Annotated in this window: 20 protein-coding genes; 13 read left to right on the top strand and 7 right to left on the bottom strand. The window is 48.2% G+C overall.

All coding sequences use genetic code 11. The features are described from left to right. Positions 1 to 94: 94 nt before the first annotated feature. Complete coding sequence (locus OXH18_RS10195; protein WP_268612624.1) at positions 95 to 1966, top strand: hypothetical protein; 1872 nt, start codon at positions 95 to 97, stop codon at positions 1964 to 1966. A 21-nt stretch (positions 1967 to 1987) separates the two neighbouring features. On the opposite strand, the gene OXH18_RS10190 is transcribed toward OXH18_RS10195, so the two are convergent. Further along, complete coding sequence (locus OXH18_RS10190; protein WP_268612622.1) at positions 1988 to 5614, bottom strand: WD40 domain-containing protein; 3627 nt, start codon at positions 5612 to 5614, stop codon at positions 1988 to 1990. Between the two features lie 878 nt (positions 5615 to 6492). Between OXH18_RS10190 and OXH18_RS10185 the strand changes: the two genes are divergently transcribed. The 3 genes from OXH18_RS10185 (at position 6493) to OXH18_RS10175 (ending at position 8748) form a co-directional block, all read left to right on the top strand. Continuing rightward, positions 6493 to 6693, top strand: coding sequence for an NfeD family protein (locus OXH18_RS10185; protein ID WP_268612620.1), 201 nt, complete (start codon positions 6493 to 6495; stop codon positions 6691 to 6693). Between the two features lie 223 nt (positions 6694 to 6916). Further along, positions 6917 to 7582 (top strand): flavin prenyltransferase UbiX, encoded by a 666-nt coding sequence (locus OXH18_RS10180; protein ID WP_268612618.1) that lies wholly within the window; start codon positions 6917 to 6919, stop codon positions 7580 to 7582. A gap of 185 nt (positions 7583 to 7767) precedes the next feature. Then, positions 7768 to 8748, top strand: coding sequence for a hypothetical protein (locus OXH18_RS10175; protein WP_268612616.1), 981 nt, complete (start codon positions 7768 to 7770; stop codon positions 8746 to 8748). 4 nt (positions 8749 to 8752) lie between these two features. Here the strand turns inward: OXH18_RS10175 and OXH18_RS10170 are convergent, their stop codons facing one another. Further along, complete coding sequence (locus OXH18_RS10170; protein ID WP_268612614.1) at positions 8753 to 10099, bottom strand: PrsW family intramembrane metalloprotease; 1347 nt, start codon at positions 10097 to 10099, stop codon at positions 8753 to 8755. A 300-nt stretch (positions 10100 to 10399) separates the two neighbouring features. Between OXH18_RS10170 and OXH18_RS10165 the strand changes: the two genes are divergently transcribed. Continuing rightward, the gene (locus OXH18_RS10165; RefSeq protein WP_268612612.1) at positions 10400 to 10747 is read left to right on the top strand and encodes a hypothetical protein; all 348 of its coding nucleotides are present in this window, start codon (positions 10400 to 10402) and stop codon (positions 10745 to 10747) included. Between the two features lie 30 nt (positions 10748 to 10777). Here OXH18_RS10165 and OXH18_RS10160 read toward each other — a convergent pair whose 3' ends face one another. Then, the gene (locus OXH18_RS10160) at positions 10778 to 11593 is read right to left on the bottom strand and encodes an LmeA family phospholipid-binding protein (RefSeq protein WP_268612610.1); all 816 of its coding nucleotides are present in this window, start codon (positions 11591 to 11593) and stop codon (positions 10778 to 10780) included. A 196-nt stretch (positions 11594 to 11789) separates the two neighbouring features. Here OXH18_RS10160 and psbU point away from each other — a divergent pair, with 196 nt between their 5' ends. The 4 genes from psbU (at position 11790) to OXH18_RS10140 (ending at position 16721) form a co-directional block, all read left to right on the top strand. Then, positions 11790 to 12218, top strand: coding sequence for a photosystem II complex extrinsic protein PsbU (psbU, locus tag OXH18_RS10155; protein WP_268612608.1), 429 nt, complete (start codon positions 11790 to 11792; stop codon positions 12216 to 12218). Positions 12219 to 12466: 248 nt separating this feature from the next. After that, entirely contained in the window at positions 12467 to 14179 is a 1713-nt protein-coding gene (gene nadB / locus OXH18_RS10150; protein WP_290428449.1) for an L-aspartate oxidase, read from the top strand. Positions 14180 to 14227: 48 nt separating this feature from the next. Next, on the top strand, positions 14228 to 14914 hold the full coding sequence (gene cobO / locus OXH18_RS10145) for a cob(I)yrinic acid a,c-diamide adenosyltransferase (protein ID WP_315874645.1): 687 nt from the start codon (positions 14228 to 14230) through the stop codon (positions 14912 to 14914). A 370-nt stretch (positions 14915 to 15284) separates the two neighbouring features. Continuing rightward, positions 15285 to 16721 carry a TldD/PmbA family protein gene (locus tag OXH18_RS10140; RefSeq protein ID WP_268612606.1) on the top strand — a complete coding sequence of 479 codons (1437 nt, stop codon included), beginning with the start codon at positions 15285 to 15287 and terminating at the stop codon, positions 16719 to 16721. A 59-nt stretch (positions 16722 to 16780) separates the two neighbouring features. Here OXH18_RS10140 and OXH18_RS10135 read toward each other — a convergent pair whose 3' ends face one another. Continuing rightward, positions 16781 to 17674, bottom strand: coding sequence for a PEP-CTERM sorting domain-containing protein (locus OXH18_RS10135; protein ID WP_268612604.1), 894 nt, complete (start codon positions 17672 to 17674; stop codon positions 16781 to 16783). Between the two features lie 473 nt (positions 17675 to 18147). Here OXH18_RS10135 and OXH18_RS10130 point away from each other — a divergent pair, with 473 nt between their 5' ends. Beyond that, positions 18148 to 18531 (top strand): NirD/YgiW/YdeI family stress tolerance protein, encoded by a 384-nt coding sequence (locus tag OXH18_RS10130; RefSeq protein ID WP_268612602.1) that lies wholly within the window; start codon positions 18148 to 18150, stop codon positions 18529 to 18531. A gap of 129 nt (positions 18532 to 18660) precedes the next feature. Continuing rightward, a complete protein-coding gene (locus OXH18_RS10125) occupies positions 18661 to 19422 on the top strand; it encodes a hypothetical protein (RefSeq protein ID WP_268612600.1) in 762 nt (253 codons plus the stop codon). Positions 19423 to 19730: 308 nt separating this feature from the next. Here OXH18_RS10125 and OXH18_RS10120 read toward each other — a convergent pair whose 3' ends face one another. Beyond that, positions 19731 to 20726, bottom strand: coding sequence for a glycosyltransferase (locus OXH18_RS10120; RefSeq protein WP_268612598.1), 996 nt, complete (start codon positions 20724 to 20726; stop codon positions 19731 to 19733). 66 nt (positions 20727 to 20792) lie between these two features. Continuing rightward, positions 20793 to 21257, bottom strand: a complete 465-nt coding sequence (locus tag OXH18_RS10115) for a hypothetical protein (RefSeq protein ID WP_268612596.1) — start codon at positions 21255 to 21257, stop codon at positions 20793 to 20795. 257 nt (positions 21258 to 21514) lie between these two features. Here OXH18_RS10115 and psbA point away from each other — a divergent pair, with 257 nt between their 5' ends. Next, positions 21515 to 22597, top strand: a complete 1083-nt coding sequence (gene psbA, locus OXH18_RS10110; RefSeq protein WP_268612594.1) for a photosystem II q(b) protein — start codon at positions 21515 to 21517, stop codon at positions 22595 to 22597. Between the two features lie 92 nt (positions 22598 to 22689). Here psbA and OXH18_RS10105 read toward each other — a convergent pair whose 3' ends face one another. After that, the gene (locus OXH18_RS10105; RefSeq protein ID WP_268612593.1) at positions 22690 to 23016 is read right to left on the bottom strand and encodes a hypothetical protein; all 327 of its coding nucleotides are present in this window, start codon (positions 23014 to 23016) and stop codon (positions 22690 to 22692) included. 355 nt (positions 23017 to 23371) lie between these two features. On the opposite strand from OXH18_RS10105, the gene OXH18_RS10100 reads away from it, so the two are divergent. Further along, positions 23372 to 26359: a glycerol-3-phosphate acyltransferase gene (locus OXH18_RS10100; protein ID WP_268612591.1), complete on the top strand. Its 2988-nt coding sequence runs from the start codon at positions 23372 to 23374 to the stop codon at positions 26357 to 26359. Positions 26360 to 26408 lie beyond the last annotated feature (49 nt).

The following is a 26408-nucleotide window of genomic DNA, read 5'->3' as shown; positions in this document are numbered from 1 at the left end:
TCGGAACTTTATCGTAAGTTCTCTGGGGGCAGAAGCCGATATCGACAACAGCATAATCCTTTATACTTTTTCAACAGCTTCCAGAGATTTGGCAATGAAGCCCGTCCAACGATTGATTTGCTTGTTAATTTTTTGTACTTGCTTGTTCGTGTATTTAGCGAATGGACAAGCGCTGACATCGAATGATGATATTGCGAATTCCTTGTTGGCATTTAATTGGTTAGAAAATCAGGAGTTAAATTTTGATATTTTTAGAGAATCGTCTCTCTATACCAACCGCATCAATTTAGAAGCAGAGTCGCCCTATTTCTTTATAGAAGCTAAAAATGGACATGTCAGTTCTCCGTATCCGATCGGTCCAGCAATTGTGACATTTCCGATTTATGTTAGTTTTTTTCTGTATTTGAAATTACAAGCATGGCTGTCTTTACTAGGCACAAACGCCATTGATTCAATTAATTATTCTATTCAGCCTCTTGATTTAACTAGCGAAACTTTTCTACGCAACGATCGCCGCCAATTTGACACACTAGCTGCATCGATTATTACCTCGCTGTCGGCTGTTTTGTTTTACCTCGCTTCCAGCCTCAAATTCAACCGCGTGACAGCAATAGTCTCTACCTTTGTGTATGCCTTTGCCACCTCTACTTGGGTTGTTTGTTCGCAAGGCATTCGACAAAATACCATCTCCAATGTTGTCGTAATAGCCACCCTATTAGCCATTCTGAAAGCAAATCGATCGCAGGGAACCGTCAAAATTCTTTTGGTGATTACGGCCGGATTCTTTTGTGGCTTATTGCCCGGCAGTCGCCCAACCAGCTTGGTATTTCTGGTTCCGTTTGTGATTTATGCTATTGTTGTCTATCGTCAGCAAGCTATTTTCTTTGGCTTAGGGCTATTCTCGATTCTTTTTAATATCGCTTGGAATGTCTACTACTTTGGTTTTGGTAGCGCTTTCAGTGGTGGTTATTCGGATCATTTTGGCCAATCTCCCTACGGTTTAAGGAATGTGCCCGAAGCGATCGTCGGTTTACTGTTTAGTCCTAATCGTGGTTTAATTACACTCTGCCCGGTGCTGCTGTTTGCCATTCCAGGGGTACGACACATTGCCCGCTGGAGAGCAGAACATGAGGAAAAGTTACTAGCTGGTTTGACAATTTCCTGTTTAATTCTATATGTTCATTACTGGTTCTACACTCGCTGGCCGGGCATTTTTGTGTATGGCCCTTCCAGGTTCTTAATTGATACGATTCCGGTGCTTTGCTTTCTAATTAACTATTTTCTATATCAACATTTTTCTCAAGTTAATCAAGGCAAACGAGGACTATTTCATCGATCGTTTATTGTTTTCTTGATAGCACTTTGTATTTCAACCTACGTTCAGTTGATTGGGGCATTTGGTGATCATACCTGGAACCGAACCCCGACACCGCAAAAGACCCGGATTTGGGATGTGCAAGATAATATTGTGACTCGCACCAGTTGGGAGGTTTACCACAAAATTTTTCCAGTCACCACCGATGTGAATGCCTATCAGCAAGGGTTGGCCGGCAAGATAGAATCGGTGCACGATCGAGATGGCAAGATTTTGGCTGATTTGGAGCAGGTGCGTGCTGGTCAAGAAGCACTGCTGTATGCCACCTTGCGCAACACTGGATCGTCTACATGGTTTGGCTATGATGTGGGTCCCGGTTCGCAACTCGTGCAGTCTGTTCGCGTTTCATTTGTGGATGAACAAGACCAAGTATTTACCGTGAACGGCATTCGAGGCAGCCTGTTTTTGCAAGGTATGGTAGAGCCAAATGCAGAAGGGATGGCGTTGGGGGTGATTCGCTATCCTAGACAACCGGGGCACTATCGCATGAACTTTCGACTGCGATTGGCTGATAACTCCATCGAGGAAGAACAATACTCGCTCAAAATCATAGTGACATCCAGAGGAAAAGCAGCAGCAGGTCAAGAATAGAATTGCTCAGCGCTGCTGTCCTCACAAGCCCTGATCGATCGCTCCCAACGCAATTAGAGTAGCGCGATGAGACGTGGTGAGTCCTTTGGCTCCAGTGATATTCATGCCTTCGTAGGGACTGCGAACTTTTAGGACGGTGTGGCACTGCTCAGTCTCAACCTCCCAGAGGCGAATCGAGGCATCGCCGCTACCACTCGCTAGCCATCGTCCGTCAGGACTGAAGGCGATCGATCGGACCCGATCGGTGTGTCCTGTTAGGGTGCGACAGCCTCCAGTTTTTAAGTTCCATAGCTTCACGGTTTGGTCATTGCTGCCACTGGCTAACCATGTGCCATCGGGACTAAAGGCCACCGATCGCACCCAACTTGTGTGTTCTTGCAAAGTTTGCAGGCAACGGACAGTCTCCACATCCCAGAGTTTGATGCTGTGATCGCGACTGCCACTGGCCAGGGTTTTACCATCTGGGCTGAAGGCGACCGAAAACACCGTATCGCTATGTCCCCGCAGAATGGACAAACACTCGGCTGTGTTCACCTGCCACAGACGGATCGTGCAATCGCTACTGCTGCTGGCTAACATGGCTCCGTCGGGGCTAAAGGCAACCGACCAAACCCAACTTGATTGTTCGTGTCCCTGTAACCGCCGCAATAGCTCTCCAGTTGCCACATTCCACAAGCTGATAGTGGTATCATCTGTCCCACTTGCTAAAATTTCTCCGTTGGGGCTAAAAGTAACAGCCCGAATCCAATCAGCATGCTCCTGCGAAATTTCAAACAAGGTACGAGAGCAAAACCCGGTTGGACATTGCCACAGTTTGATAGTGCGATCGTCACTGCCACTGGCTAGTAGCTGTCCGTCGGGGCTAAAGGACAATGACCAGATGCGGCTGAGATGCCCCCGCAGTACTTTCTGAACCGGGTAACTGTACTGATTTCTAATTGCAGTGAGACGAGCGTCACTGAGATCCCACAGCCGGATCAGTTGATCTTCTCCACCACTGGCCAAGGTTTGCCCGTCTGGACTGAAACCCACTGCCCGAATGCCGCGCGTATGCCCTTGCAGCGTTTGCCGACACTCGCGACTGTTCACATCCCAGAGTTTGATAGTTTGATCATCACTGCCACTAGCTACGATTTGACCATCGGGGCTATAGCTCAGCGACCACACGCGGCAGGTGTGCCCTTCCAAGGTTGCGATCGCTTGACCCGTCTTGGCTCTCCATAGTTTCACCGTTTGATCGTCACTACTGCTGGCGACGACAGAACCATCGGGGCTAAAACAGACAGAGAGGACGGCCTTGATATGGTCGCGGACAACCCAGCGACAGTCCCCCGTTTGACGATCCCACAGTCTGACGGTTTTATCAGCCCCGCCACTGACCAGGTGTAGACCATCGGGGCTAAAGGCCACCGTCCAAATTTTGGCGCTGTGGCCTCGAAAAATAGCAGAGTTTTTGCCCGTTTGCACATCCCACAGGCGAATGGTGCGATCGCTGTTGCCACTGGCTAGCTGCTGTTCATCGGGGCTAAAGGCCACCGAGAGCACTCGTCCTTCATGCCCCGTGAGCGTCGTCACACACTGACCCGTCTCCACATTCCAAAGTTTGACGGTGCGATCGTCACCACCGCTTGCCAACAAGAGACTCTGGGGAGCAAAACATACCGATCGAATTAAATCGGTATGACCGGACAGTGTTTTCAAGCATTGCCCGGTGCGGACGTTCCAGAGGCGAATGATGCGATCATCACCAGCACTGGCTAACAGTTCACCATCCGCGCTGAAGCTAACCGAACGCACCCAACCCATGTGCCCTTCGCAGATGAATAACTCGCCTTCTGAGTTGTACAACCGCACCTTGCCGCTAGCCTCTCCGATCGCCATCCAATCTCCGACAGGACTAAAGCACACCGCCAAAATACTGCTGAGGGTTTCTGCAAATACCGACTTCGACAGATCGGCATGGGTAAAGTTAACGCGGTGCAGGTCTACATTTTGCAGATAAGCTTGCCACACGGTGAGATCGGAAAAATCGTAGCCTTCTAAGTCCACTTCCATTTGCACTAGCAAATTCAAAATATTGCCGCCAGCGTACCCTGGTTTCAGCATGGGGCTATCTTGCAGTGCCATCAAAATCTTTCTGAGATGATATTCAACTCGTTCTACTGTGCCAATTTGACTCAATAGTTGATTAACAATGGGTTCAAGAATGAAGCGAATTTGGGTATGGCGAATATAATCTTGCGCTTTAGCCTTAATTAAGGCATGGCTGTTAAAGAGCGAGATTTCTCCAGTACAAATTTCATGACAAATGCATTCAACAAATTGTTCGGTCACATATTCCACAACGACGGGTTGCTGTTGAAACCCAACGGTATTCTTTTCAATTAAAGACCGCCTGCCCAAGGACTCTAGAGCTTCTAGTAGGGCAGGCGGTGAAGGCAGTGGAACCATATCTCCTCGTAGATCGGGCAGCGTCACCCAGTCTCGATCGATCGCTAGCCAATACATAATGTTTTTTTCTAGCTCAGACAACCGATCAAATTGCTCAGCTAATAAACTGCGAATTTCTCCAAACACCGTGGTGCTTTGACTTAAAAATTCGCGAATATTGCCCCCAAACAATTCTTGAATCGTGGTAGAAACAATTTTCAGAGCAAGGGGATTACCGCGATAAATTTCAATCAGTTGATCTAATCCCGCTTCGGTTCCGGTGAATCCCTTAATTTCTAGAATTTTCTTGGCATCACTTTCATTTAATCCTTCTAAGTGATGCAGTTGCACCGGCAAGTCAATTTCGGCTAGCCCCGAAAGCTCGATCGGCTTTTCGCGGCTGGTCAGCAACAAGCAGCTTTGTGAGGGTGTTTCGCCTAATCGCCCCCGGCCGATGCGTTCGAACAGTTCCCCATATCCTTCATATCCCTCTCGATATTGGCCAACGAGTGCCTCACTTTGCAGAATTGTTTCGACATTATCCAGAACAATGAGGCAACGATATTGACGTAAATAGTTTGACAAAAGCGTGATTCTACCTTGCAAGGTTATGGGTAAATCAATCGAATGATTCTGAGATAGAAATCGAATCAAATCTGCTAAGAGATCTTGAATCGGAATTGCATTTTTCAGCGATCGCCAAATCACATAATCAAACTCATCTTCTACATCTTTCGCTAGTTTTAAAGATAAGGCTGTTTTGCCAATGCCGCCGATGCCGAGGATGGCCACCAATTGGCAGCGCTCGGTGACAATGGCATGGTGTAACTGAGCGAGGTCAGACTCACGACCATAAAACCCTCGCAAATCGTCGATCGCTTCTCCCCAATCTCGATATTTTGGGCGAGGCAGCGGTTGAAATTGATCCAGATCGCTTGTAGCCGATAGCTCGTTCACCCCAATCTGAGTGGAGTGGGACGCCAGAATTTTCTGTAGCTTCGTTTGCAGCTTTGCCAGTTTGCCAGGACCACTGCCAGTAATCTCAAATTTGCGATATACCTCCCCAAGCCGTTTGCGAGTGGCATCCGGTCTAATTTGTAGCTGCTTAGCAATGGCATCTAGAGAGCGTCCCTCAATGGCTAAGGACAGCACTTCCAATTCAGTATCAGACACGCCATAGGATCGCGCGAGAGTTTTTAGAGCGTCTTGAGGAATCACGATTATACACTCACATTTCTAAACAAGCAGCAATCAACTCACATCAGCCAATACCCACTTTTATCACACTGTTCACTTATGTGATTTTATTTTTTTCAACATTGTTTCATCTTACTGTAGACCATCGGCAAATTGAACAGTAGGAAAAGCTTAAAAATCAACTTTTCTATGGCTACCGACAAAGTTAATTGTTTAGTAGTTCAGCTATTGCATTACGTTTGCACCGATAACTTGATTTTCTCACAAATGTGAGATATGGTTATCTCAACGACTCTCACATAACTAGAAAAGGTCGAATAGAACCAGAGCTAAGCACGAGGCAGGGCTAAGTTCAGGGCAAAGTCGAACAGAGCAAGCGCAAACACAACCAGGAACTCAATACACATGTTCGCCTAGCAGGGCGCTTTCTATTGAATCGTCTATATTGCCCAAATTGACAGGTAATTGAAGGTCATTCCGTATTTTCCAACTAAGCGCAAAACACTGACATTGATCTTAACCAAGTCATGTTAGTGGTCAGTATCGCCAATATCATTGAGGATTTCCACACGATTTTTATCTCTAGCTATTCCACAGAATTGAATACTGGTTCATTGATCGTATCTCACTTTTGTGAGGTTCTGTGGAGTTTTTTGAGAACGCTCCTGGAGATAGAAAAGCTTGAAAGGAGTCATGTCAGGACTTGGCAGTACTGACTGTTAGTGGTCAGAACCTATCTGAGATTCGATCGAACTGACAGATTTCTTGTTTGTGTTTGAATGTTCAACGGTTTATAGACAGATGGGTTCTTGGAGGGGTGAGTGTTGTTCAGTTAACCGGCAACTCACATGACAAGAGGTGACACCTTGAATAGCTTGTTCTTTTCTGAAGCATCTAGAATGTTTCCTGAACCAAACTACGGAACAGTTGATAAAGCCATTGTGCAAGGTCGCCTGTGGCGCGTTAAGTTTAATGGCTCTTATTGGTTTGCAAAGCTCTACTATGCCGATCGCCATACAGTGTTGATGCCTGGCGATTCTGTTGAAATTCTTGCCATTCAGGGAATTACCTTATTGGTGCTTCCCTGTCATCACACCTGATGTAACTAGACACACCGCTGACGTGATGGTTGGCCTACACTCAACAACAGAGTGGTGATTTTCTAGCGAATGTTATAGCCATAAACAGACCGCGAAAACGATGTCCGTCTTTCGATTTCACTGTCTAACGGCTATTGATTCTGGCAACGTTGGATAGTACTATCTTTTCTTCCGTTGCCATGAAAATCACAGCCTCGTCATTCCTCATTTCTAGGTTCTCTCTGTGTCTACACCCTATTCCACCTCTCGCCCTCTGATTCTTGGCGTCACTGGCGCGTCGGGGCTAATTTATGCCGTACGATCGCTGAAATATCTCCTACAAGCCGACTATGCCATCGAACTTGTGGCTTCCAAGTCAACCTATATGGTTTGGCAAGCCGAACATGGTATCCGGATGCCTATCGAAGCAGAACAACAAGAGCAGTTTTGGCGACAGCAAGCCGGTGTAGAAACGGGTGGTAAGTTGCACTGTCATCCGTGGGGCGATGTGGGTGCAACGATCGCCAGCGGGTCTTTTCGCACCTACGGCATGGTGATCATTCCATGCAGCATGAGCACGGTGGCCAAATTGGCTGCTGGTCTTAGTTCTGATCTACTAGAACGAGCGGCCGATGTTCAACTCAAGGAAGGGCGTAAACTGGTGATTGTGCCGCGTGAAACACCATTTAGCCTCATTCATTTGCGCAACTTAACCAGCTTGACAGAAGCCGGGGCCAGAATTGTTCCCGCGATTCCCGCTTGGTATCACCATCCTCAGACCATCGAAGACCTGGTTGATTTTGTAGTAGCGCGGGCCCTCGATCAATTTGAAATTGATTGTGTACCGCTGCGACGGTGGCAGGGACATTTGGGAAAGGAGGCAGACCGGGGAAGCAAGGAAGGAGCGTAGGGGAGGAACGAGACAGGCAAAGATTGTAAAAACCGTGTTGATGGTGATGATGATGGCGTCGCCCGATCGCAGTCCTTGCATGAACCATCTCATATGAACCAATTGAAGCCACGATCGATAGTATTGAAAAGAAAGAGAAAAGCTTACACCTAGGCTCTAGAAGCCTCCAGTCTCAGAGGAAAGTTATGGTCAGAGTTGCACTGTTATTAGCGATCGTTGCCGCGTTTGTGGTGCTGGTGTTGTCTAATTTCTCGCCAATTGCCCTAAATTTTTTGGGCTTTACGACACAATCCCTCCCGCTAGGACTATGGGTTGTGCTGGCGGTTATCCTGGGTGGTTTGACAACACTGTTAATGGCGGGATTAGTGGGAGTGGGTCGCTCTACATCGGCATCGGCTCGGTCTAAGCGTACTCCCCCCCGCAGCACCAATCGCACGACAACAACTGGCTTTCGGACACCTTGGTCTGGCGGAAGGTCTGGCGAAACTCGGCAACCAGCTAGCTCAACTGGAGATTATACAGGCAGCTATACTAGATCACCTGGCTCAACCGCTCCTCGTACTGGCGATGACTGGGAGACTACTCAACAGAGTCGGGATGATTGGAACGATTGGGGGGCGCCTGCCGATTTAACCGATCGCCAAACAGTGCCGAATTCCAATACTCAAGTGCGTGACACAGAAGATGAAGCTTGGGCTAACTGGGACGGTTATGAAGACTTAGAGCTAGGTAAGCGCACTCCATCGGATGAATTTGATGAATTCGAGGATGAGGTGGTCGATCGCCATCGTGCCTCGCAAAATGCCTATCCCGATGCTGGGCCTCGCCGCACAGATTTTGAGGCCAAACAAGAACCGGAAACGCAGCGCCAATCTGGTTCGGTCTATTCCGTCAGCTATCGTCGAGCAGATGGTTCTACATCGCCGCTGCCGCCGCCGCCACCACCGCCACCGCGTCCCAATCCTAACTCAGTTTCTAAACCCAGTGAGGTGTATGACGCCGAATATCGCGTGATCACGCCGCCTTACCGCCCAGATCTCGAAGAAGTGCCGCCGCCCACAAATGACGTTAGTCTGGCTGACAGTCGTGACAATGACGACTGGGGAGATGACGACTGGGGATTAGATTTAGAGGATGATGACTTAACCGATCGCCCCAATTCCTAACCTCTCACTTAAAATGCTCTCGTTCTGCCTGTTGCATCTCATCTACCATTTGTTTACTGCGGCGCAAGTAGCTGACGAACAGCAGAATTGTAAACCCAATGATAAAGGGTCCCAGAATGCCGCCAGCAAAGGTGTTGTACAAGCCATGCAGTACAATGGCGATCGTCATTCCAATCAACAAAATGGCATTTTGTCGGGACGGATTAATGGCGGCTAGCCCCATAAAATATCCCACAATGCCTGCTAGGATGGCGTGAAATAGCGGCAATGAGACAAACCGAATGGTATTGGCCGCCACATAAGACCCCAAGCCAATTTCACCTCGCGAAAGACCAAAAGCATAGCGCAGCGAATAAGCTGCTCCTTCTGCGATCGCAAATCCCAGACCCGACATCGCTCCATAGAAAGCGGACGTTTGCGGATCGTTGAGTTTTCCCGGTCGCAATAATAATAAGTACACAGGGAGTGCTTTGCAGATTTCTTCGAGCAACCCAACACCAAACACAAAACCAACGGTACGCGCCACTAACCCACCATTGACCGCATCATACAAGGTATTAAACGGAGGAACCCGTTGAAAGAGTAGTAGTGTCGGAATGCCAATAAAGGTGGTAAACAGGGTGCACTTGAGGGTGTTGCTCCATGAGAACTGCGGCGGCCGAATCAGGTTATACAGCACCACGCCCCAAATCGAAGCGTAGTAAATGCCCAATAGCCAAGCGGTTTGTGCTAGAGTGGCCTGCTCAGCGAACAGATTAATTACCAGAGGAAACACCCCTAAAAATAGCAGCAACCGAACCGTGTAGTTGCGGTAAAGATCACGGCTTAAAACATCGCGATAGGGAAAAATCGTCTTGATTTGAAAACTACGCAGGGCTTGCCAAAACCCAATTGGGTTGGATGGATTGGGCTTGTTGTACTTAACGATTGCACTAGACGGTTTACTTGCGGTAGAACTCTTTGGGGCTGGGCTGGGGCTAGACTGAGCAGGTGGGCGGGTTAGAGAGGACAGACGCAGATTTTGAGTAGTGGTGTTTGATGAGTTCAGCGTGGCAACAGACGTGGGAATAAAATCCTGAGTCCAGGCAGGGGAAACGGCGCCAGTTTGCTGACTGTATACTTTCACCGACTCCAGGTTGTTAATGTCCAGACTGGCAACTTGCTGCTCTAGAAACTGTATGAATGCCTGCTGTTCCAGCGGGCGAGTCGAAGTCAACAAAATTTTGAGGCAGTTGTCCTTGAACACCACCTTGGCGGTGACACCTCTGGGCTGAAGCTTACGATTAAGCAGAAGTGCGATCGCTCCTGGATCACCTCGTTGAGCTAGTTTGAGCAAATCAGATTGAGCCATACCGATGCGACTGCTGCACCTGCACCAGAGGAGATTTACTCAGCATAGCCTACGATGAACGGGAGATTGAAATCAAAAACTACCATATCACATGGCCAATACCAATTAAATCTGGTACTGCAATCCGTTTGCAATTAGCGCTACAGATCTGACGATCGACAAGATGAAAAATTATGTTTAAACATCCCGATCTTTCTACCCAATCTTGTTAAGATTGCTCAAACATTCACAATTAAACGTGTTTCTGAGTTAGGAAACTTCATCTGAATTTGTATCGATCAAAACAGAATAGAGGCGCATATGGAATACTCGTTTGAAATTGTTGGAGTATCGCCTGTTTTAGAATTTTTTAATCATCAACAGGCCATTCGACAGCAACGCCATGCGGGTGCAGAGTACTTGGGAAGCTATCAATGCACCCTAGATGCATTCATCACTTCGATTGAAGACTTGCCCATGCGTCAAAATTGGCGGCTCGATCGCATTGTTGATAGCGTCATTAATTTTTGGCTGAACAACGCCGATCAAATCTCTCATTGGAAACAGCGACTAAGCGAGGCTGGAACCGAGAATTTATTGGTGGCTAGGGTGGGAGATGTAGAGGCCTTGAGAGCAGAGTTCGAGTTTTTGCTGAACTACGATGTGTGATGCAACCAACTGTCTAGGACAGACTGCCTATTAGGGAATCACGTTGATGATGCCACCGCAAACAAGTCGCCCGGCTTCCAGGCTAAGTCTGTGGATACAGACATCTGTGCCCAGATCGATTTCAAAATTCTGTAAGGTTGACAAATCTTCTCCCTGTATGGCGTTAGGGTGGGAAAGCCATTGTGGCTGATCAAGTTGAATCTTCGATCGCTCGATCACGTTCAGGCCCGTCTTGATGGCAAACGGCTGCGATCGGTCTTGGGGTTGTAAGGGTTGAGATGCTGAACCGTTGGCAACTAGTCGTCCCCAAAGTCGCAGGTGTCCACCATGGAAAGCCAGTTGAGGCTGTTCTACCTCGATCGGATTGGTTCGTAACAGCAACTGAAGAGCCGTAGGCAATTCCTCGGCTGACAACCGCAGCCACTCTATCACCAACGCTTTGATAGTACTTGCCAACTGGGGAGATCGCAGCGAAGTATTGATCCCAGCTTGATTCAGCGTTGCTTCTGCCTGCACAGGAACAACATCCAGGAGTTGTAGCGGTTTGCCCTGCAAAACATCCTTTAAATTGACTCGAATGTCTGTTCCTCTCAGAAAAATTTGATGGAGAGCAATGCCTTGATAAACCACGTCCTCAGCAGCGATTGTTACCGTAGGGATATATCCCGATAAAATCTGCCAATCGCCCCCCTCAATCTGAACCTGTAAGGTCTCTGCCGATTCTACTTGCGATCGAAGCCATAACTGTACTGCCGAGCCAAGCACTTTGCTGATGAATCGGCGGCGCGAAACTGAGGGCAACGAGGAATTCTGCTCCAAATTCATACGGCTCCAACGGGTGTACATTCCTTAATCCTACAGGCGACGGTAATTTGATCACTGGGTAGATACCGATGAAAAGGCAAATCAAACTCTGTTGTATCGAGCATACTCGCGCATTCTGCATTACTTATACCCCTTTCAGTGGTAGTCTCTAAATATAAGCTGTGTATTCGAGCGGTATATGAAGTTTGATTCGCTGAAATTGGGAGGGATCTTACGGATGAGACGGCTGGTTAGTATCATCATGGCGTTGGGGTTGATGATTAGCAGCTTGGGTTGGTTTGGGCAAGGTCAGTCAGCCATGGCAGCCAACTTAAGCACACTATCCTTCAAGACATCGCCCACCGTGCTGGCAGAATTTCGTAATGTTATGGACGATAAGCTCAGCACTGAGTTTGGTCAAAAAATTGATTTAAATAATACGAATGTCCGTGCATTTATGGATTACCCAGGTTTATATCCAACCTTGGCTCGCCAAATCCTCAAATATGCTCCGTTTGAGCACGTAGAAGATGTGCTGGATATGCCCGGTTTAACCGATCGACAAAAACAAGTACTGCAAGCTAATTTAGGCAACTTTACGGTGACTCCTCCAGAAGATGCTCTGGTAGAAGGAGGCGATCGATTCAACAATGGCATTTATCGATAACGCTGTAAGTCGTTGCTCATTAGAAACTTTTTCCAGTTCTTAGGTTTAAAGCTAGGCCTGATTTCAAGCATTTTCATCCTACAGTTCTACGAGCAGTTCCACGAGTCCGCTCCGGCGGACTCTGTTTTTATTTGGTTCTGGTGTGAGTCGCGGCTGTTCGCTTACAGATTTTGATTGACTCACATTGATTAAATCTATGGATTAAACTGTGGTACTACCCTGTTTTGCTCTCTACATAGGATGTTCCATTGGTTGCCATTTCTGTACCCTCGACTGCAACGTCTCAGTTGTTTGATGTTTTGGTGATTGGCGGTGGAGCCGCTGGACTTTATGCTGCCCTTTGCTTGCCTGACCACTATCGTGTGGGTTTAATCACGAAAGATACACTGGCGTTGTCGGCAAGTGACTGGGCCCAAGGAGGCATTGCGGCAGCGATCGCCCCCGATGATTCTCCTGTGCTACATGTAGAAGACACGCTGAAAGCTGGAGCCGGATTGTGCGATGTCGAGGCCGTCAACCTGTTAGTCGAGCAAGCTCCTCAATGTGTCCAGTCGTTGGTCAATATGGGCGTCGCGTTCGATCGGCATGGCGATTCGTTGGCTCTGACCCTGGAGGCGGCCCATTCCCGTCGGCGGGTGCTTCATGCAGCAGATACCACCGGGCGGGCAATGGTGACGACGCTGCAAGCTCATGTGCTGAACCGTCCTAATATTCGGGTTTTGCCACAAGCCTTTGTGTTGGATTTGTGGGTGAGTTGTCAAGGGGGCGATCGGCAGGCGGAACCACGCTGTCGAGGTGTGATCGTTGTTCAGTCCAACGAAATCCGATGGCTGACGGCTAAAGCGGTGGTGCTAGCCACAGGAGGGGGAGGACAGGTATTTGCCCAAACTACAAATCCTGCTCTCAGCACGGGGGATGGCGTGGCAATGGCATGGCGAGCTGGTGCGCAACTCCGCGATCTAGAGTTTTTTCAGTTTCATCCCACAGCCCTGACAAAACCAGGTGCTCCGCGTTTTCTGATCAGCGAAGCGGTTCGGGGCGAAGGAGCGCATTTAATTGATGCCCAAGGCAAGCGGTTTGCGTTTGACTATCATCCAGCAGGTGAATTAGCTCCTAGAGACGTCGTCAGCCGTGCCATCTTCAACCACTTGCAGCAAACCACCCCCGATCCAACTACTGCCCATGTCTGGCTTGATCTGCGTCCGATCGCTCCAGAAACCGTACGTCGGCGTTTTCCTAATATTATTCACGTCTGTCAAACCTGGGGAATAGATGTGCTACAGGAACCAATTCCTGTTGCCCCCGCTGCTCACTATTGGATGGGCGGTATCACTACCGATACCCTTAGTCGCACGACCCTTGCTGGACTGTATGCCGTTGGCGAAACCGCCAGCACCGGAGTCCATGGAGCCAATCGTCTGGCTAGTAACTCTCTTTTGGAGTGTTTGGTGTTTGGGGCGCAACTGCGATCGCTGGAATTATCTGATTTGCCGCCAGATCCCATTTCTGATGCTGATTCAGATCGAGATGCAAACAAGCTGGAACGAGCATTGGAGGAACTGGCTCAAATTAAATATTGGCGACAGGAGTTACCCCGCTTGATGTGGCAGAGTGCCGGAATTTGCCGTGAACATCGATCGCTCAATGCCGCCATCACTCAGGTTGAAACCTGGAAACAGGAACTCATGGCACTGCCCCTGAGCCAAACGCTGGTGCACCTGCTCAATTCACCGAATCGAGCGCCGCTATCACTAAGTTCTTCCACCCTAAGCCAATCACTGCGGCTGTGGGGCGAAACGCGCAACTTGTTGGATGTGGCTGATCTGATCCTCAAAAGTGCAGTCTTACGGACTGAAAGCCGAGGAGGACACTATCGATCGGACTATCCTGCGGTCGATCCGAAATGGCAAGTGCATACGCTGGTTGAACACCAAACCTGGCGACGATCAAGGTCCGTGTAATCGCTCTGCTGTAAACTTAATCAGTTTTTTGCTGGAATTGAACGACCCATGACTACCACTTCTGAAAACTCTCTTTCGAATGTATCAAAGGATCAAGAAGCCACCCGTCTTGATGAAGAGGCCACCGCTCCCGGACTCACGGATGAACAATATCACCGCAAAATGCAGCGGCGCAAAGAAGTCCAGGAGCAACGTCTAGCCGAACGCAATCGGGAAAAAGGGTTGATTATTGTGCATACGGGCAATGGCAAAGGCAAAACTACGGCCGCATTGGGAATGGTGCTGCGATCGCTCGGACATGGCTATAAGGTGGCAATTGTTCAATTCATTAAAGGCGGTTGGGAGCCTGCCGAGAAGCGAGTATTTAGCCTATGGCCAAAGCAATTGGAATTTCATGCAATGGGCGAAGGCTTTACCTGGGAAACCCAAGATCGATCGCGAGACATGCAAAAAGCAACCGAAGCTTGGGCCAAAGCCCTGACATTTATTGGCAATCCTGAATTCAAGCTGGTGCTTTTAGACGAGATTAATGTGGCGCTGAAGTTAGGATATTTGTCAGTAGAACAAGTTTCGGCAGGTTTAGAGCAAAAACCAGCCGCCTCACATGTGATCTTAACAGGACGCGGAGCGCCTCAGTTACTGATCGATCAGGCTGATTTGGTGACAGAAATGACGCTGATTAAGCATCCGTTTCGAGAACAGGGTGTGAAAGCACAACCTGGCATCGAGTTTTAGTTCGCTTGCTTCCCACAGGAGACTGGTTAAAATAAGGACGAGGTGCTTTTCTCTAGCGGCTGGTTTAGGTTCATGCCCATATCAAGGCTACATATAGTCTAGGTATCCAAGGCTACATATAGTCTAGGTATCATAGTCTAGATATTATTTGGACGGTGTTTCAAACCTGGTGACATCTCCCGATGCCCCCCTATACTCCCCTGACTAAGGGGACGGCGACAGCCGGGGGCATGGAAGCCATACATCTGAAACGCTATCCATTTGGGGCAACTGTTCCCTCTAGAGCAGCCAGCCATGTGACAAAACCGAGGCTGTCTTACGCCTATAATGGCTGTCTCACGCTTCAGTGCTCTGCCAAATCATTAAAGTTATGAACTCTGATTTAAATCATGCGATCGCCACGCTAGATCTTCCAGTCGATTGGGTTGGGTTGCGGGCTGTCAAAGAAACGATGGCGTATCGGTCTGTTCGAGATGAAGTGCCTCAAAATAACGGCAAATCCCTAAGCCACGGGGTGATGGTCGAGGTCTTGGTCAATGGACAAATCGGCTATGCTGCCACGAATTCGCTGCACATTGATCACATTCATGCAACTGCCAAAACTGCCTATCAACAGGCAATCGCTGCCAGTCGGTGGGGAATTCATCCCATGACGACAACCGTGCGTCCCAAAGTCGTAGGCAGCTACACCTCACCTTTCACGAAGCCTTTTGATGCTCTCACACCTGGTGAGGTGAATGATCTACTCGTTCGTCTTTGTCGTAGTTTAAAAGTGTCCGATCAGATTGTTCAAACGAATGCCCTGGCAATCACGAATGAGACCGAATCTTGGTTCGTCAGCAGCAACGGTTCTGATGTCTATCAACACTTTCTCATGCTGGAAACCCATTATGGGGTCACGGCGCAAGAGGGGGCGATTGTTCAGCAACGTAGCCACAATGGTCATTTAGCACATTGCTACCAAGGCGGTTGGGAGTTATTTCCGGAAGTGAATCTGTGGGCACAAGCTCAACGGATTGGAGAACAAGCGGTGGAACTGCTGACGGCTGAGGAATGCCCCACGATCGCCTCAACTTTAGTACTGGCTCCCGACCAAATGATGCTGCAAATTCACGAAAGTGTTGGGCATCCCTTGGAACTCGATCGAATTTTAGGCGACGAGCGTAACTACGCTGGCGGCAGTTTTGTGAAGCCCAGCGATTTTGGCCAGTTGGTCTATGGTTCTAAATTGATGAACATTACGTTCAATCCCACCGTACTGGGCGAATTTGCCAGTTACAATTTTGACGACATTGGTGCTCCTGCTACCCGCGAGTATCTGATTAAAGAAGGGGTACTGTTGCGTGGCTTGGGCAGTTTGGAAAGTCAAGCACGACTGGGCATACCAGGGGTGTCCTGTGCTCGGGCATCATCTTGGAATCGTCCACCTATCGATCGCATGGCCAATTTAAACTTGGAACCAGGAACAAACTCGTTTGAGGAAATCATTGCTGCGATTGAGCACGGTGTTTACATGGAGTCGAATCTCTCTTGGTCAATTGACGATCAGCGCCACAAGTTTCAGTTCGGCTGTGAGTACGCCAAATTAATTGAAAACGGTCAACTAACGAAAACATTACGGAATCCTAACTATCGATCGACCACTACTGAATTTTGGCATCGCTTGTCGCAAGTTGGCGATGAATCGACCTGGCAAATGTACGGTACGCCCTATTGCGGCAAAGGAGAACCCAACCAAGCCATTCGCGTCGGTCACGGTTCTCCTGTTTGTGTGTTTACAGAGGTAGAAATTTTTGGCGGTGGTTAGGCTGTCCTCAGGGTGGGGTTTGGTCTCGCTCAAACCTACCACCTTGAGTCGATAGGCTGCTAGGCTAGCGAATCGGTTTCTGTTTGAACTGTTGCACCTTTCTTCCTCAACCATTTGATTGCTCCGGCTGTTGCCAATACCAGCCCTGCTGTAATACTTGGTTCAGGGATTTCAGTAGAACTGCTAGGCACAGGCGCAGGCATCGGGGATGCGGAGGGTAGAGGTGTAATTACAACTGGAGCCGGGGCAGGAGCCGGACTGGAGGATACAGGAGAAGGGCTGGGGTTCGGACTAGGACTAGAGCTATGACTGGGAGAGGCAGGTGATGGGCTAGGAGAAGGTGATGGCGGATTTACCTGGATGGGCGGTAAAGGACTAGTTCCAACCAATTTGCTGCTTAATTCGCGACTGCCTCCAACTGTTCCAACACTGGTCAACCGCACTCCAAAATCTTGCTGGGCAAATAGGCTTAAATCAAGGGCACGCGATGTATGGGAAAGGACAAAGGTTGTCGTTTGAATATCGTCTTTGCCCCCCTTTAACCCGTTTTCACCAATTTCAATTCCAAAGTCGAAGAGATGATTTCCACCATCTCCGTTGAGGTTGGCCTTGCCGACGGAACTAATTTTACCTGCCCCATAAGCCGTCGTCGTGACATGGGAACCTGTCGCCCGCAAACCGCTTAATAACGAATCATCCGAAATATTAAAGAACAGTCCGCGAATGTCACCGATCGTCGTAGCATCGGCTGCCATTTTGACAGTGAACTGAATGTTGCCCTCTCCAGCAGCTTTATCATCTAGGGTAATTGATACTTTTGCATTTGCCCCTGTGAAGTTACTTGTGTTGAAGGTAAACGATGCGGCTTCAGCAGATGAAAAAGACGAAAGCAAAAGCAGACTAGCAGTTGCCGCAGTAGATGAAAAAACTCTGGTCAGGAAAGAAGTGCTCATGCTATTTGGAACTCACTAAATCAAAAAATAACTCTGTATAAAAAACTACCTCTAAAGCTAAGCTTTTGCATCCGGCATCTAACTGAATTTTTAAAAGCTTATATTTGATCGAAAGACGGTTTGACATACTCGAAAAAACACGTGAAGGCGTCTCACTTTAAGAGTGAATCTTGCATATTAAGTAGTATAAGCTACTAAACTTAAGTGTATATACGTATAAAAGAGCGAATTGCGATAACGCTTTTATGAATGATAAGGAGCAAAAGCTCGATCGATGGGATGTTTTCTTTGAAAACTGCCTGAAAACTGGAAGGCGTCATTATTCTGGAAGGCGTCATTATTGATCACTCGCCTATTCTGTCCAACCAAAAGACCAGTCACTAACCCCAATCCATCACTCTTAACTTTGACACTTTCATGTCATTTTTTCTTGTCATAGTAAAGATGAAGCACGAGTCAGGAGAAAACGACCCATGAAATTTGGCATCTTCCTGGGATTAGCGATCGCAGCTACGCTTCCAGTCGTTGCTATGCCCAGTTTGGCTCAACGTCAAACTTCCATTAACGAGCTTCGGCAAAGCAGTCCCGGCATTACTCTCTCCGGTCGAGTGGTCAGTGTCGTTGGCAATGATTTTATTCTCGATGATGGAACGGGGCAAATCATTGTCGATGCCGGGCCACGCTGGTGGCAAGAGATTGAAATTTCTGAAGGCGAAGAGTTGACTGTGACAGGTGAAGTAGGGCGAAGCGGCGAGTTAGATGCCTTTTCGATCGTTCGCAGTGACGGCAGTGTTATGAATATCCGTCCATCGCAAGGTCCGCCGCCTTGGGCAGGCGGCCCAAATCGTCGAAACTAACCGATTTGGTAGAAGAGATTGTAGGAGAGAGAGCGCGATCGGGAATGACTGATTTATCTCATCTATCCAGTGTTACACCCATTTGCACTCGCATTGTTTACCTTGAAAACCACAAATTAGGATAAGCCAATGAACATGTTTAAGCATTCCAACCTGAAAACTTGGACCATCACAACTCTAGTATTGCTAGCGACCCCAGCAGTGGCCATTGCCTTAAATTCAGAGCCATCTTCGCAACGATCACCTCATTCAGGAAATCACCTACTGGCCCAAACGCCACGCCGACAGCCTTCAGTTACTCCTCCTAGCTTAGAAGTGCAGCCTGGACGCCCCAGTCCAGCCCAGTTTTTCGATGCACGACAAGCAGAAAAGGCCAATCGAGAAATTCGCAAGGCACAAGAGAAAGCATTCTCGGTGCAGTTCTTAGCGGATCAAATATCATCACCGGATGGTGCTGACGTTGCCATGATTGCCGCAGACATCCTACAGCAAGCCGAAGCGAGCTATAGGTCAGGTCAATTCTTTAGAGCAGAAAGAGAAGCCAAAGCAGCAAAAGATACCTATGAAGCAGCCTCATCTCTCTATGAAGCGGAACTTGGCTATGTGATGGGACGGCGGGGTCCGAGTGGTCCCAGTCGTAGCTATTACGAAGCACCTTATCGCGCTCAAGAACGCATCGCACGAGCTCAAGCTGAAATGGAGTATTACCGATCTAATAGCCCGATGGTCTCTAACTTAATTCAACGCGCCATCGATTTAGCAAGTTCTACAACCCAAGCACAAGCTCAACCGATCAGTGCTTACAATTTTAGTGAACTGGCTCGGAGTCGTGCGGCTGATCATTTAGCTAGGGCTGCGGTTCACCTCATGGAAGCCGATCGAGGGTTTTAATTTTTAACAGCTATTCCATCTTTCTAAGAATATTGCTGTATTTGCTTGGTCATGGTCTACACCAGATGGGCATTTATGACCAAGCAATTCGTTTTTGTTGAGAGGTATAGCCTGATTGGCTGACCAATCTTTTTCCCTCATCCCTCAATCCCTGCTCCCACGAGGAGCGAAGGGACAGCAAAGCGACCCCCCGAACGAAAGCCCCTCTCCAGATCGGGGAGAAGGGTTGGGGTAAGGGCAATTCGAGTGTTGTCAGTCAATCACGATACAGCAATACGCAAGTTGATGGAGATAGTTAACCCCTAAGATTAACTTTTCAACTTGTTGACAAGTCGCTGTGCCTTTAGTTTTAGTAACCGAAATCTAGTGAGATCTGGAATAGTGTCTAAATGATTCGATTTGTGATCAAAAAAATCATTTAACTCACTTAGAATGACTTGAAAACGCTGTTGAATTGCAGTCGATCGATACTCCTTAAGAAAATAGTCAGGAAGATTCAGCGGCTTGAAATTTGCAAGCACTGTTTGAATTCGCTGTACATCGTAGTGTTGAGAATAGCCAGCAATTTTATAGCAATTAAACCCAGGATCTAAATAATCAGATAGACCACCATTGACGCTAGAAAAAACTTGACAACCGCAAGCCATTGCTTCCATGGGTTGAAGCCCAAAGCCCTCACTCACACCTTGTTGTGCCCAATATTCTGCCGAATCATATAAATAAACTTTTGATCGATTAAACAATTCTGCCAAATCTTGAACGTAGGAATCTACAACATGCACATGGTACTGTTGTTTCAACGCTGGAATTAAACACCGCATTAAATATTCCGATGATTTACGAGCTTGCACCAAAACATCAATATCTCGTTCTACGTTTAAATTGCAAAACTCATCGGAAATTTGATTCGGTAAATAATAAATCAAAGCATGGGGCGATCGTTGACCCCAATATCCTAGGGTATTACGGCTCACAGTAATAATCGGAATGCTAGCAGGCAGCTTAAACCCATAGCCGGCACTATGGGCATGATAGATAATGTGATGCTTTGGATTGTGGCGTTGCAATTTAGTTACAAGCTTGGGTACATCAAACCCCCAACTGACAACAAAAATGCTCGCCTCTAATGCTGGGCCACGCAGTACGTTTTCCAAAAACAGTACACTAGACTCGCGCTGCCGGTACGTAACAACCTCGGCCGAACAAATTTGCTGAGCCAATTTCAAGGTTTTAAGCTCTGCCCACAGTCCACCACAGGCAAACTGCCCTCCAGTTCCAGGAACCAGAAAATAGAGTTTTCTCATAGGAGTTACAAAGCACTCACTAACTTTTCCGACGATCGCTTACAGAGCATTAAACAAACAAAAGGGTTAGTTTCGCTCTGCTAGATGCTGATTCAAGTCTTTACATTTTGCAGCAGCAGCTTGAAGGGCTTGTGAATACTCTTTTCCTCCTAACATTACATCTCCGTAATAGTCGTAAGGAGCAGAACCATAAATTGGTAGCGGATCATCATCAGGATAATCTTCCTCCGCTTCTTCAATCGCTGCCTTCAGTTGCTTGACAGTCAAACGTTGAGCCGGAAAATAGTACAGATTTTCGACAGCACTGTGAAGATGGGGCAATGTTGGATCAATAAGATACTCTTCCGTCTCCAGCCAACTGTGTTCGATCGGTTGGTAAGACCGACCCGCAATCACCAGAAACCCCTGAACATACATCGCCTTCTCAAGAACTAATGCGGCTTTGTACGCATTAACAAAGGGACTTTGGGCTTTGCTGCTCACTTGCTTAGCTATATCTTTTGAACGTGACTCATCGAGTGGCTTATCCATAGATTCTTAATCCAAGCGGGCTAGATCGTCGAACACGGCCAGTATATCGGCAGAAGCGATCCAGACACTGACGCCAACGGTAATTAGGCACAACAAAAATACCAATGATATAAGTTTTGTTTATACATTATATCAGCAAACTTTTTATTATATTTCTTTACAATCCTTAATTTTTCCTCTACTGTATTTAGTAACTTGCACATACAAGCAAGTAGATACATACATCATTTGTTGTTCACATAGCACTCATAGGAACCATGACAACAGCATTACAGACGCGCGAACGCGCCAGTGTGTGGGAGCGGTTCTGCAACTGGGTGACCAGCACCGACAACCGCCTGTACGTAGGCTGGTTCGGCGTACTGATGATCCCCACCCTGCTAGCTGCTACCACCTGCTTCATCATCGCCTTCATCGCGGCTCCTCCGGTAGACATCGACGGCATCCGCGAACCCGTGGCAGGGTCGTTGATGTACGGCAACAATATCATCTCTGGTGCAGTGGTGCCGTCATCGAACGCCATCGGCTTGCACTTCTACCCGATCTGGGAAGCAGCCTCTCTCGACGAGTGGCTCTACAACGGCGGACCGTACCAGTTGGTGGTGTTCCACTTCTTGATTGGCGTGTTCTGCTACATGGGACGGGAGTGGGAGTTGAGCTACCGCCTGGGCATGCGTCCGTGGATTTGCGTGGCATACTCGGCTCCAGTAGCAGCGGCGACAGCCGTGTTCTTGATCTACCCGATTGGGCAAGGGTCATTTTCAGACGGCATGCCCTTGGGCATCAGCGGCACGTTCAACTTCATGTTCGTGTTCCAGGCTGAGCACAACATTCTGATGCACCCGTTCCACATGCTGGGGGTTGCTGGGGTGTTCGGCGGCAGCTTGTTCAGCGCCATGCACGGGTCGTTGGTGACCTCCTCGCTGGTGCGTGAGACGACCGAGAACGAGAGCCAGAACTATGGCTACAAGTTTGGGCAGGAAGAAGAGACCTACAACATCGTGGCAGCGCACGGGTACTTTGGTCGGCTGATTTTCCAGTATGCCAGCTTCAACAACTCGCGGAGCTTGCACTTCTTCTTGGGTGCGTGGCCGGTAGTTGGCATTTGGTTCACGGCGTTGGGCATCAGCACGATGGCGTTCAACCTGAACGGGTTCAACTTCAACCAGAGCATCATCGATTCGCAGGGGCGTGTGGTGAGCACGTGGGCGGACATTCTCAACCGTGCGAACTTGGGGATGGAAGTGATGCACGAGCGTAATGCGCACAACTTCCCGCTGGACTTGGCGGCGGGTGAGGCGGCTCCGGTAGCGCTGTCGGCTCCTCAAATCAACGGTTAGTTTAGTTGCACTAGGTTAAATGTAGCTTAGCAAACAGCGTTCCTCTTGATGGGGAACGCTTTTGGCTTGAATCTCGATCTAACTCTTTCCGATTAAGGCAACGGAGCTTCTCTACTTGTGGCTGGATTATTACTGGAATCAATCACAATTCGATTGCTGGGAGGTTCAAGTTCCTGCGAGCGGCGCAGTATTTGAACCTGCTGAGTTTGACTCATGTCAGTATTAACGCTGTGATTAATTTGGGTGGATAGCTGATCTAGTTCTTCAGCATTAAATTCAAATGGTTCGATCGTTGCTTCTTCAGCGAGTCTTAAATCAGAGGCACTGCCCTGAGCAGGTTCGGCGGCAACTGGTAGGTTCAGGCTAGTGGCAGCACCCATAGACAAAATGGTAACGACGGCAACGCTATATTTCACCATGAATAGCCTCTCAGTGTTGTGTAAGACAGTTTGCAATCGAACACGATTTAACTCAATTAAGCAACATCCTCTAGGATTTGATTGATAAGAAACATCAAGAGAGATAGCAAATGTTTTAGCTGAGATCTGTAACAAGTGTTCTGGTTCTGGTCATCCTAGTAATATGGCAGAACAGAATAATTTTGATACAAGATTGAGCATACTAACCGCAACCAAAGGAGCAGTTCAGTCCGGATTTAGAGAATTATTATGAGTAACAGGTTAAACCTTTTGTTCTACAACATTTGTAGAGTTACTACTTACTTATGTGAAGGCACTATCATAACCACGTTACTGTTTTTGTTCGCCCAGAACCATGACACAAGTTTGGGGAGCCCTGTTGATTTTTATCATTTGTCCACTGCTGGGTGGGTTGCCACTAATTCAGTGGATTACTTATGGTCTAACTAGACGCAATTTGGCGCAATTGGGAACGGGGAATATTAGCGTTTCGGCCGCCTTTTATCACGGCGGTACTCTAGTTGGTGTCTTAGCCGTTTTATCAGAAGCCCTGAAAGGGATTGCAGCCGTTCTACTCGCTCGACAGTTTTTCCCTACACAGCCACAGTGGGAAATTATTGCGCTGATCGCGCTAGTGTTAGGACGCTATTGGCTTGGACGTGGTGCGGGAACAACGAATGTAGTCTGGGGATACCTAGTCCACGATTGGGTGACCGCTGCTTTGGTTTTCCTTGTGGGCGGCATTAGCTTTACGATCTTACGAGAACGTCGATCGGGTAAATTAGGCGTATTACTGCTGCTCTCGTTGATGACAGTATTGCGCCATCCTCAAAATGGACCACTCATTGTTGCGACGATTGTCCTGTGTGGATTAATTGCGTGGATTTATCAAACAATTCCAGACGATTTAGAATTATCAGATTCCAACGTGCAAACTAGCTCTCGTAAGCTCTTTCGCTTTTTCCAAGGCGATCGATCGCTCCTCACTCTTAATCAACCGCTGCAAGTTAGCCAAGTCGGGCAAAAAGCTGCAACCTTATCTCAACTTAAACGCTGGGGTTATGCGGTGCCAGATGGCTGGGTGCTGCGAGCGGGGGATGATCCGTCCACTCTTGTTGAAGTGGCACAACCGTTGCCAGAACGTCCCTTAATTGTGCGTTCCTCTGCTATTGGTGAAGATTCAGAAACCGCTTCGGCGGCCGGGCAGTATCAGTCTATTCTCAACATCACTAGTTCGGCCGCGTTAGAGCAGGCCATTTTTCATTGCCAAGCCTCCTACAATTTGCCCTCTGCTGCACGCTATCGGCATGATCGAGGGTTAGCAGATACCGAAATGGCTGTGCTGGTGCAGAGACAAATACAAGGAGTGGTTTCGGGTGTCGCCTTCAGTCGAGATCCCGTGATGCGAGACACAGAGGCGATCGTAATTGAAGCCCTACCCGGTATGGCAGTGCGGGTTGTGTCTGGACAATTTACTCCACAATATTATCGAGTGTGGTTAGAAGGAACAGAATCGATTCTTTCTGTAATTCGCCAAGGGCAACCAGCTAATCAGCAGGGTTGCAATCCTCAAACCTTTGCTAGCTGGAACCCTGATTCGCTGCCAGAGAGCATAACCTGTCGAGTTGAGGGAGAAGGGCAAACACCCCATTGGTTAATTCAGCAAGTCGCTTTTCTTGTTCGTCAGTTGGAAGCCCGATTTCACGGTGTTCCACAGGATATTGAATGGACTTACGATGGCCAACAAGTGTGGATACTGCAAGCGCGACCCATTACAACACTACTGCCGATTTGGACTCGTAAAATTGCCGCTGAAGTCATTCCAGGTTATATTCATCCCCTGACATGGTCAATCAATCGCCCGCTGACCTGCGGCGTGTGGGGAGAGATATTCAGCCTTGTCCTAGGCGATCGCGCCTCTGATCTAAACTTTAATGACACAGCTACCTTACATCATTCCGCCGCCTACTTTAATGCGTCACTGTTGGGGCAAATCTTTCGACGCATGGGACTGCCACCTGAAAGTTTAGAGTTTCTCACCCGTGGAGCTAAATTTACAAAACCCCCTCTCCGTTCTACCTTGCGTAACCTCCCTGGACTGCTGCGGCTTTTGCAACAGGAACTTAAATTAGAAAAAGAATTTGAGCAAGATCTGGCGCACGGATTCGAGCCGTCTTTAGATGAGTTGACCCGACAGTCGATCGATCAACTTACCGCAGACGCATTACTGCGACGCATTTACCGGATTTTGAAACTGTTGAAGCAAGCAACCTATTACAGTATCTTGGCTCCCTTAAGTGCGGCCTTGCGGCAAGCCGTGTTCAACGTGCCCGAATCACAGCTAACTTACAACTTGATGCCTGAAGTTGCTTCTCTACAAGCGCTACAGCAGTTGGCAGCCCAGGCGCGAATAGTATTACCGTCATTGCAGCAGGTGACGCCGCAAACTAGCGATGTTGTATTCTCGACCCTGTCTGCTCATCCAAGCGGACAAGCAATTGTGCGACAGTTCAATCAGTTTCTAGAGCAGTATGGCTACTTGAGTGAAGTGGCGACCGATATTGCCGTACCCACTTGGAAGGAAAATCCCCAACCTGCTCGAGACCTATTCACCCAGTTTGTGTTCAATCCACCTAAATCGCTCCATCCTTCTGGGACAGACGCCTCCAACGCTCCATCCTGGAAAACCCGGCAGGTACAACGTCGGTTAGATCTAAAAGGACGGGTTACGGCGGTTTATAGTCGATTGTTGGCTGAATTGCGCTGGAGTGTGGTGTCCTTGGAAGAGCATTGGCGATCGACTGGATTACTTGCAGAGACAGGCGATCTATTTTTCCTAACCTTTGATGAAATTGAACACTTAGTCACAGGAACTCGTTCAGAGTTGAGGCGGCAAATTCCCGATTTGATTCGTCAACGTCGAGCACAACTAGAGTCCGATCGACAACGATCTCCTGCGATGTTGGTGTATGGCAACACCCCACCTTCTCAGCCCAACGCGCATGACCGTGTTTCGAGCGGCAAGCAACTGCAAGGAATTGGTGCAAGCCCAGGACAAATCGAAGGACAAGTGAAAGTCCTACGATCGCTACAACAAAGCTCTGAGATTACTAAGACAACCATCCTCGTGGTGCCCTATACTGACTCGGGCTGGGCACCCCTGTTGGCCCAAGCTGGAGGGCTGGTGGCTGAAGTGGGTGGGCAATTGTCACACGGAGCGATCGTGGCCCGAGAGTACAAAATTCCTGCTGTGATGGATGTCGAACAAGCTACTCAACGGTTTCAAGATGGGCAACGCATTCGCTTAGATGGACAACGCGGCATTGTAGAACTGTTAGATTGAGAAAGGATGGGTTAGCTGCTAAACGCAATAGAACCTGTATAAAAAATTG

The organism is Thermocoleostomius sinensis A174 (assembly GCF_026802175.1).
Classification (GTDB): domain Bacteria; phylum Cyanobacteriota; class Cyanobacteriia; order Elainellales; family Elainellaceae; genus Thermocoleostomius; species Thermocoleostomius sinensis.
This window is presented reverse-complemented; position numbering and strand designations above follow the sequence as displayed.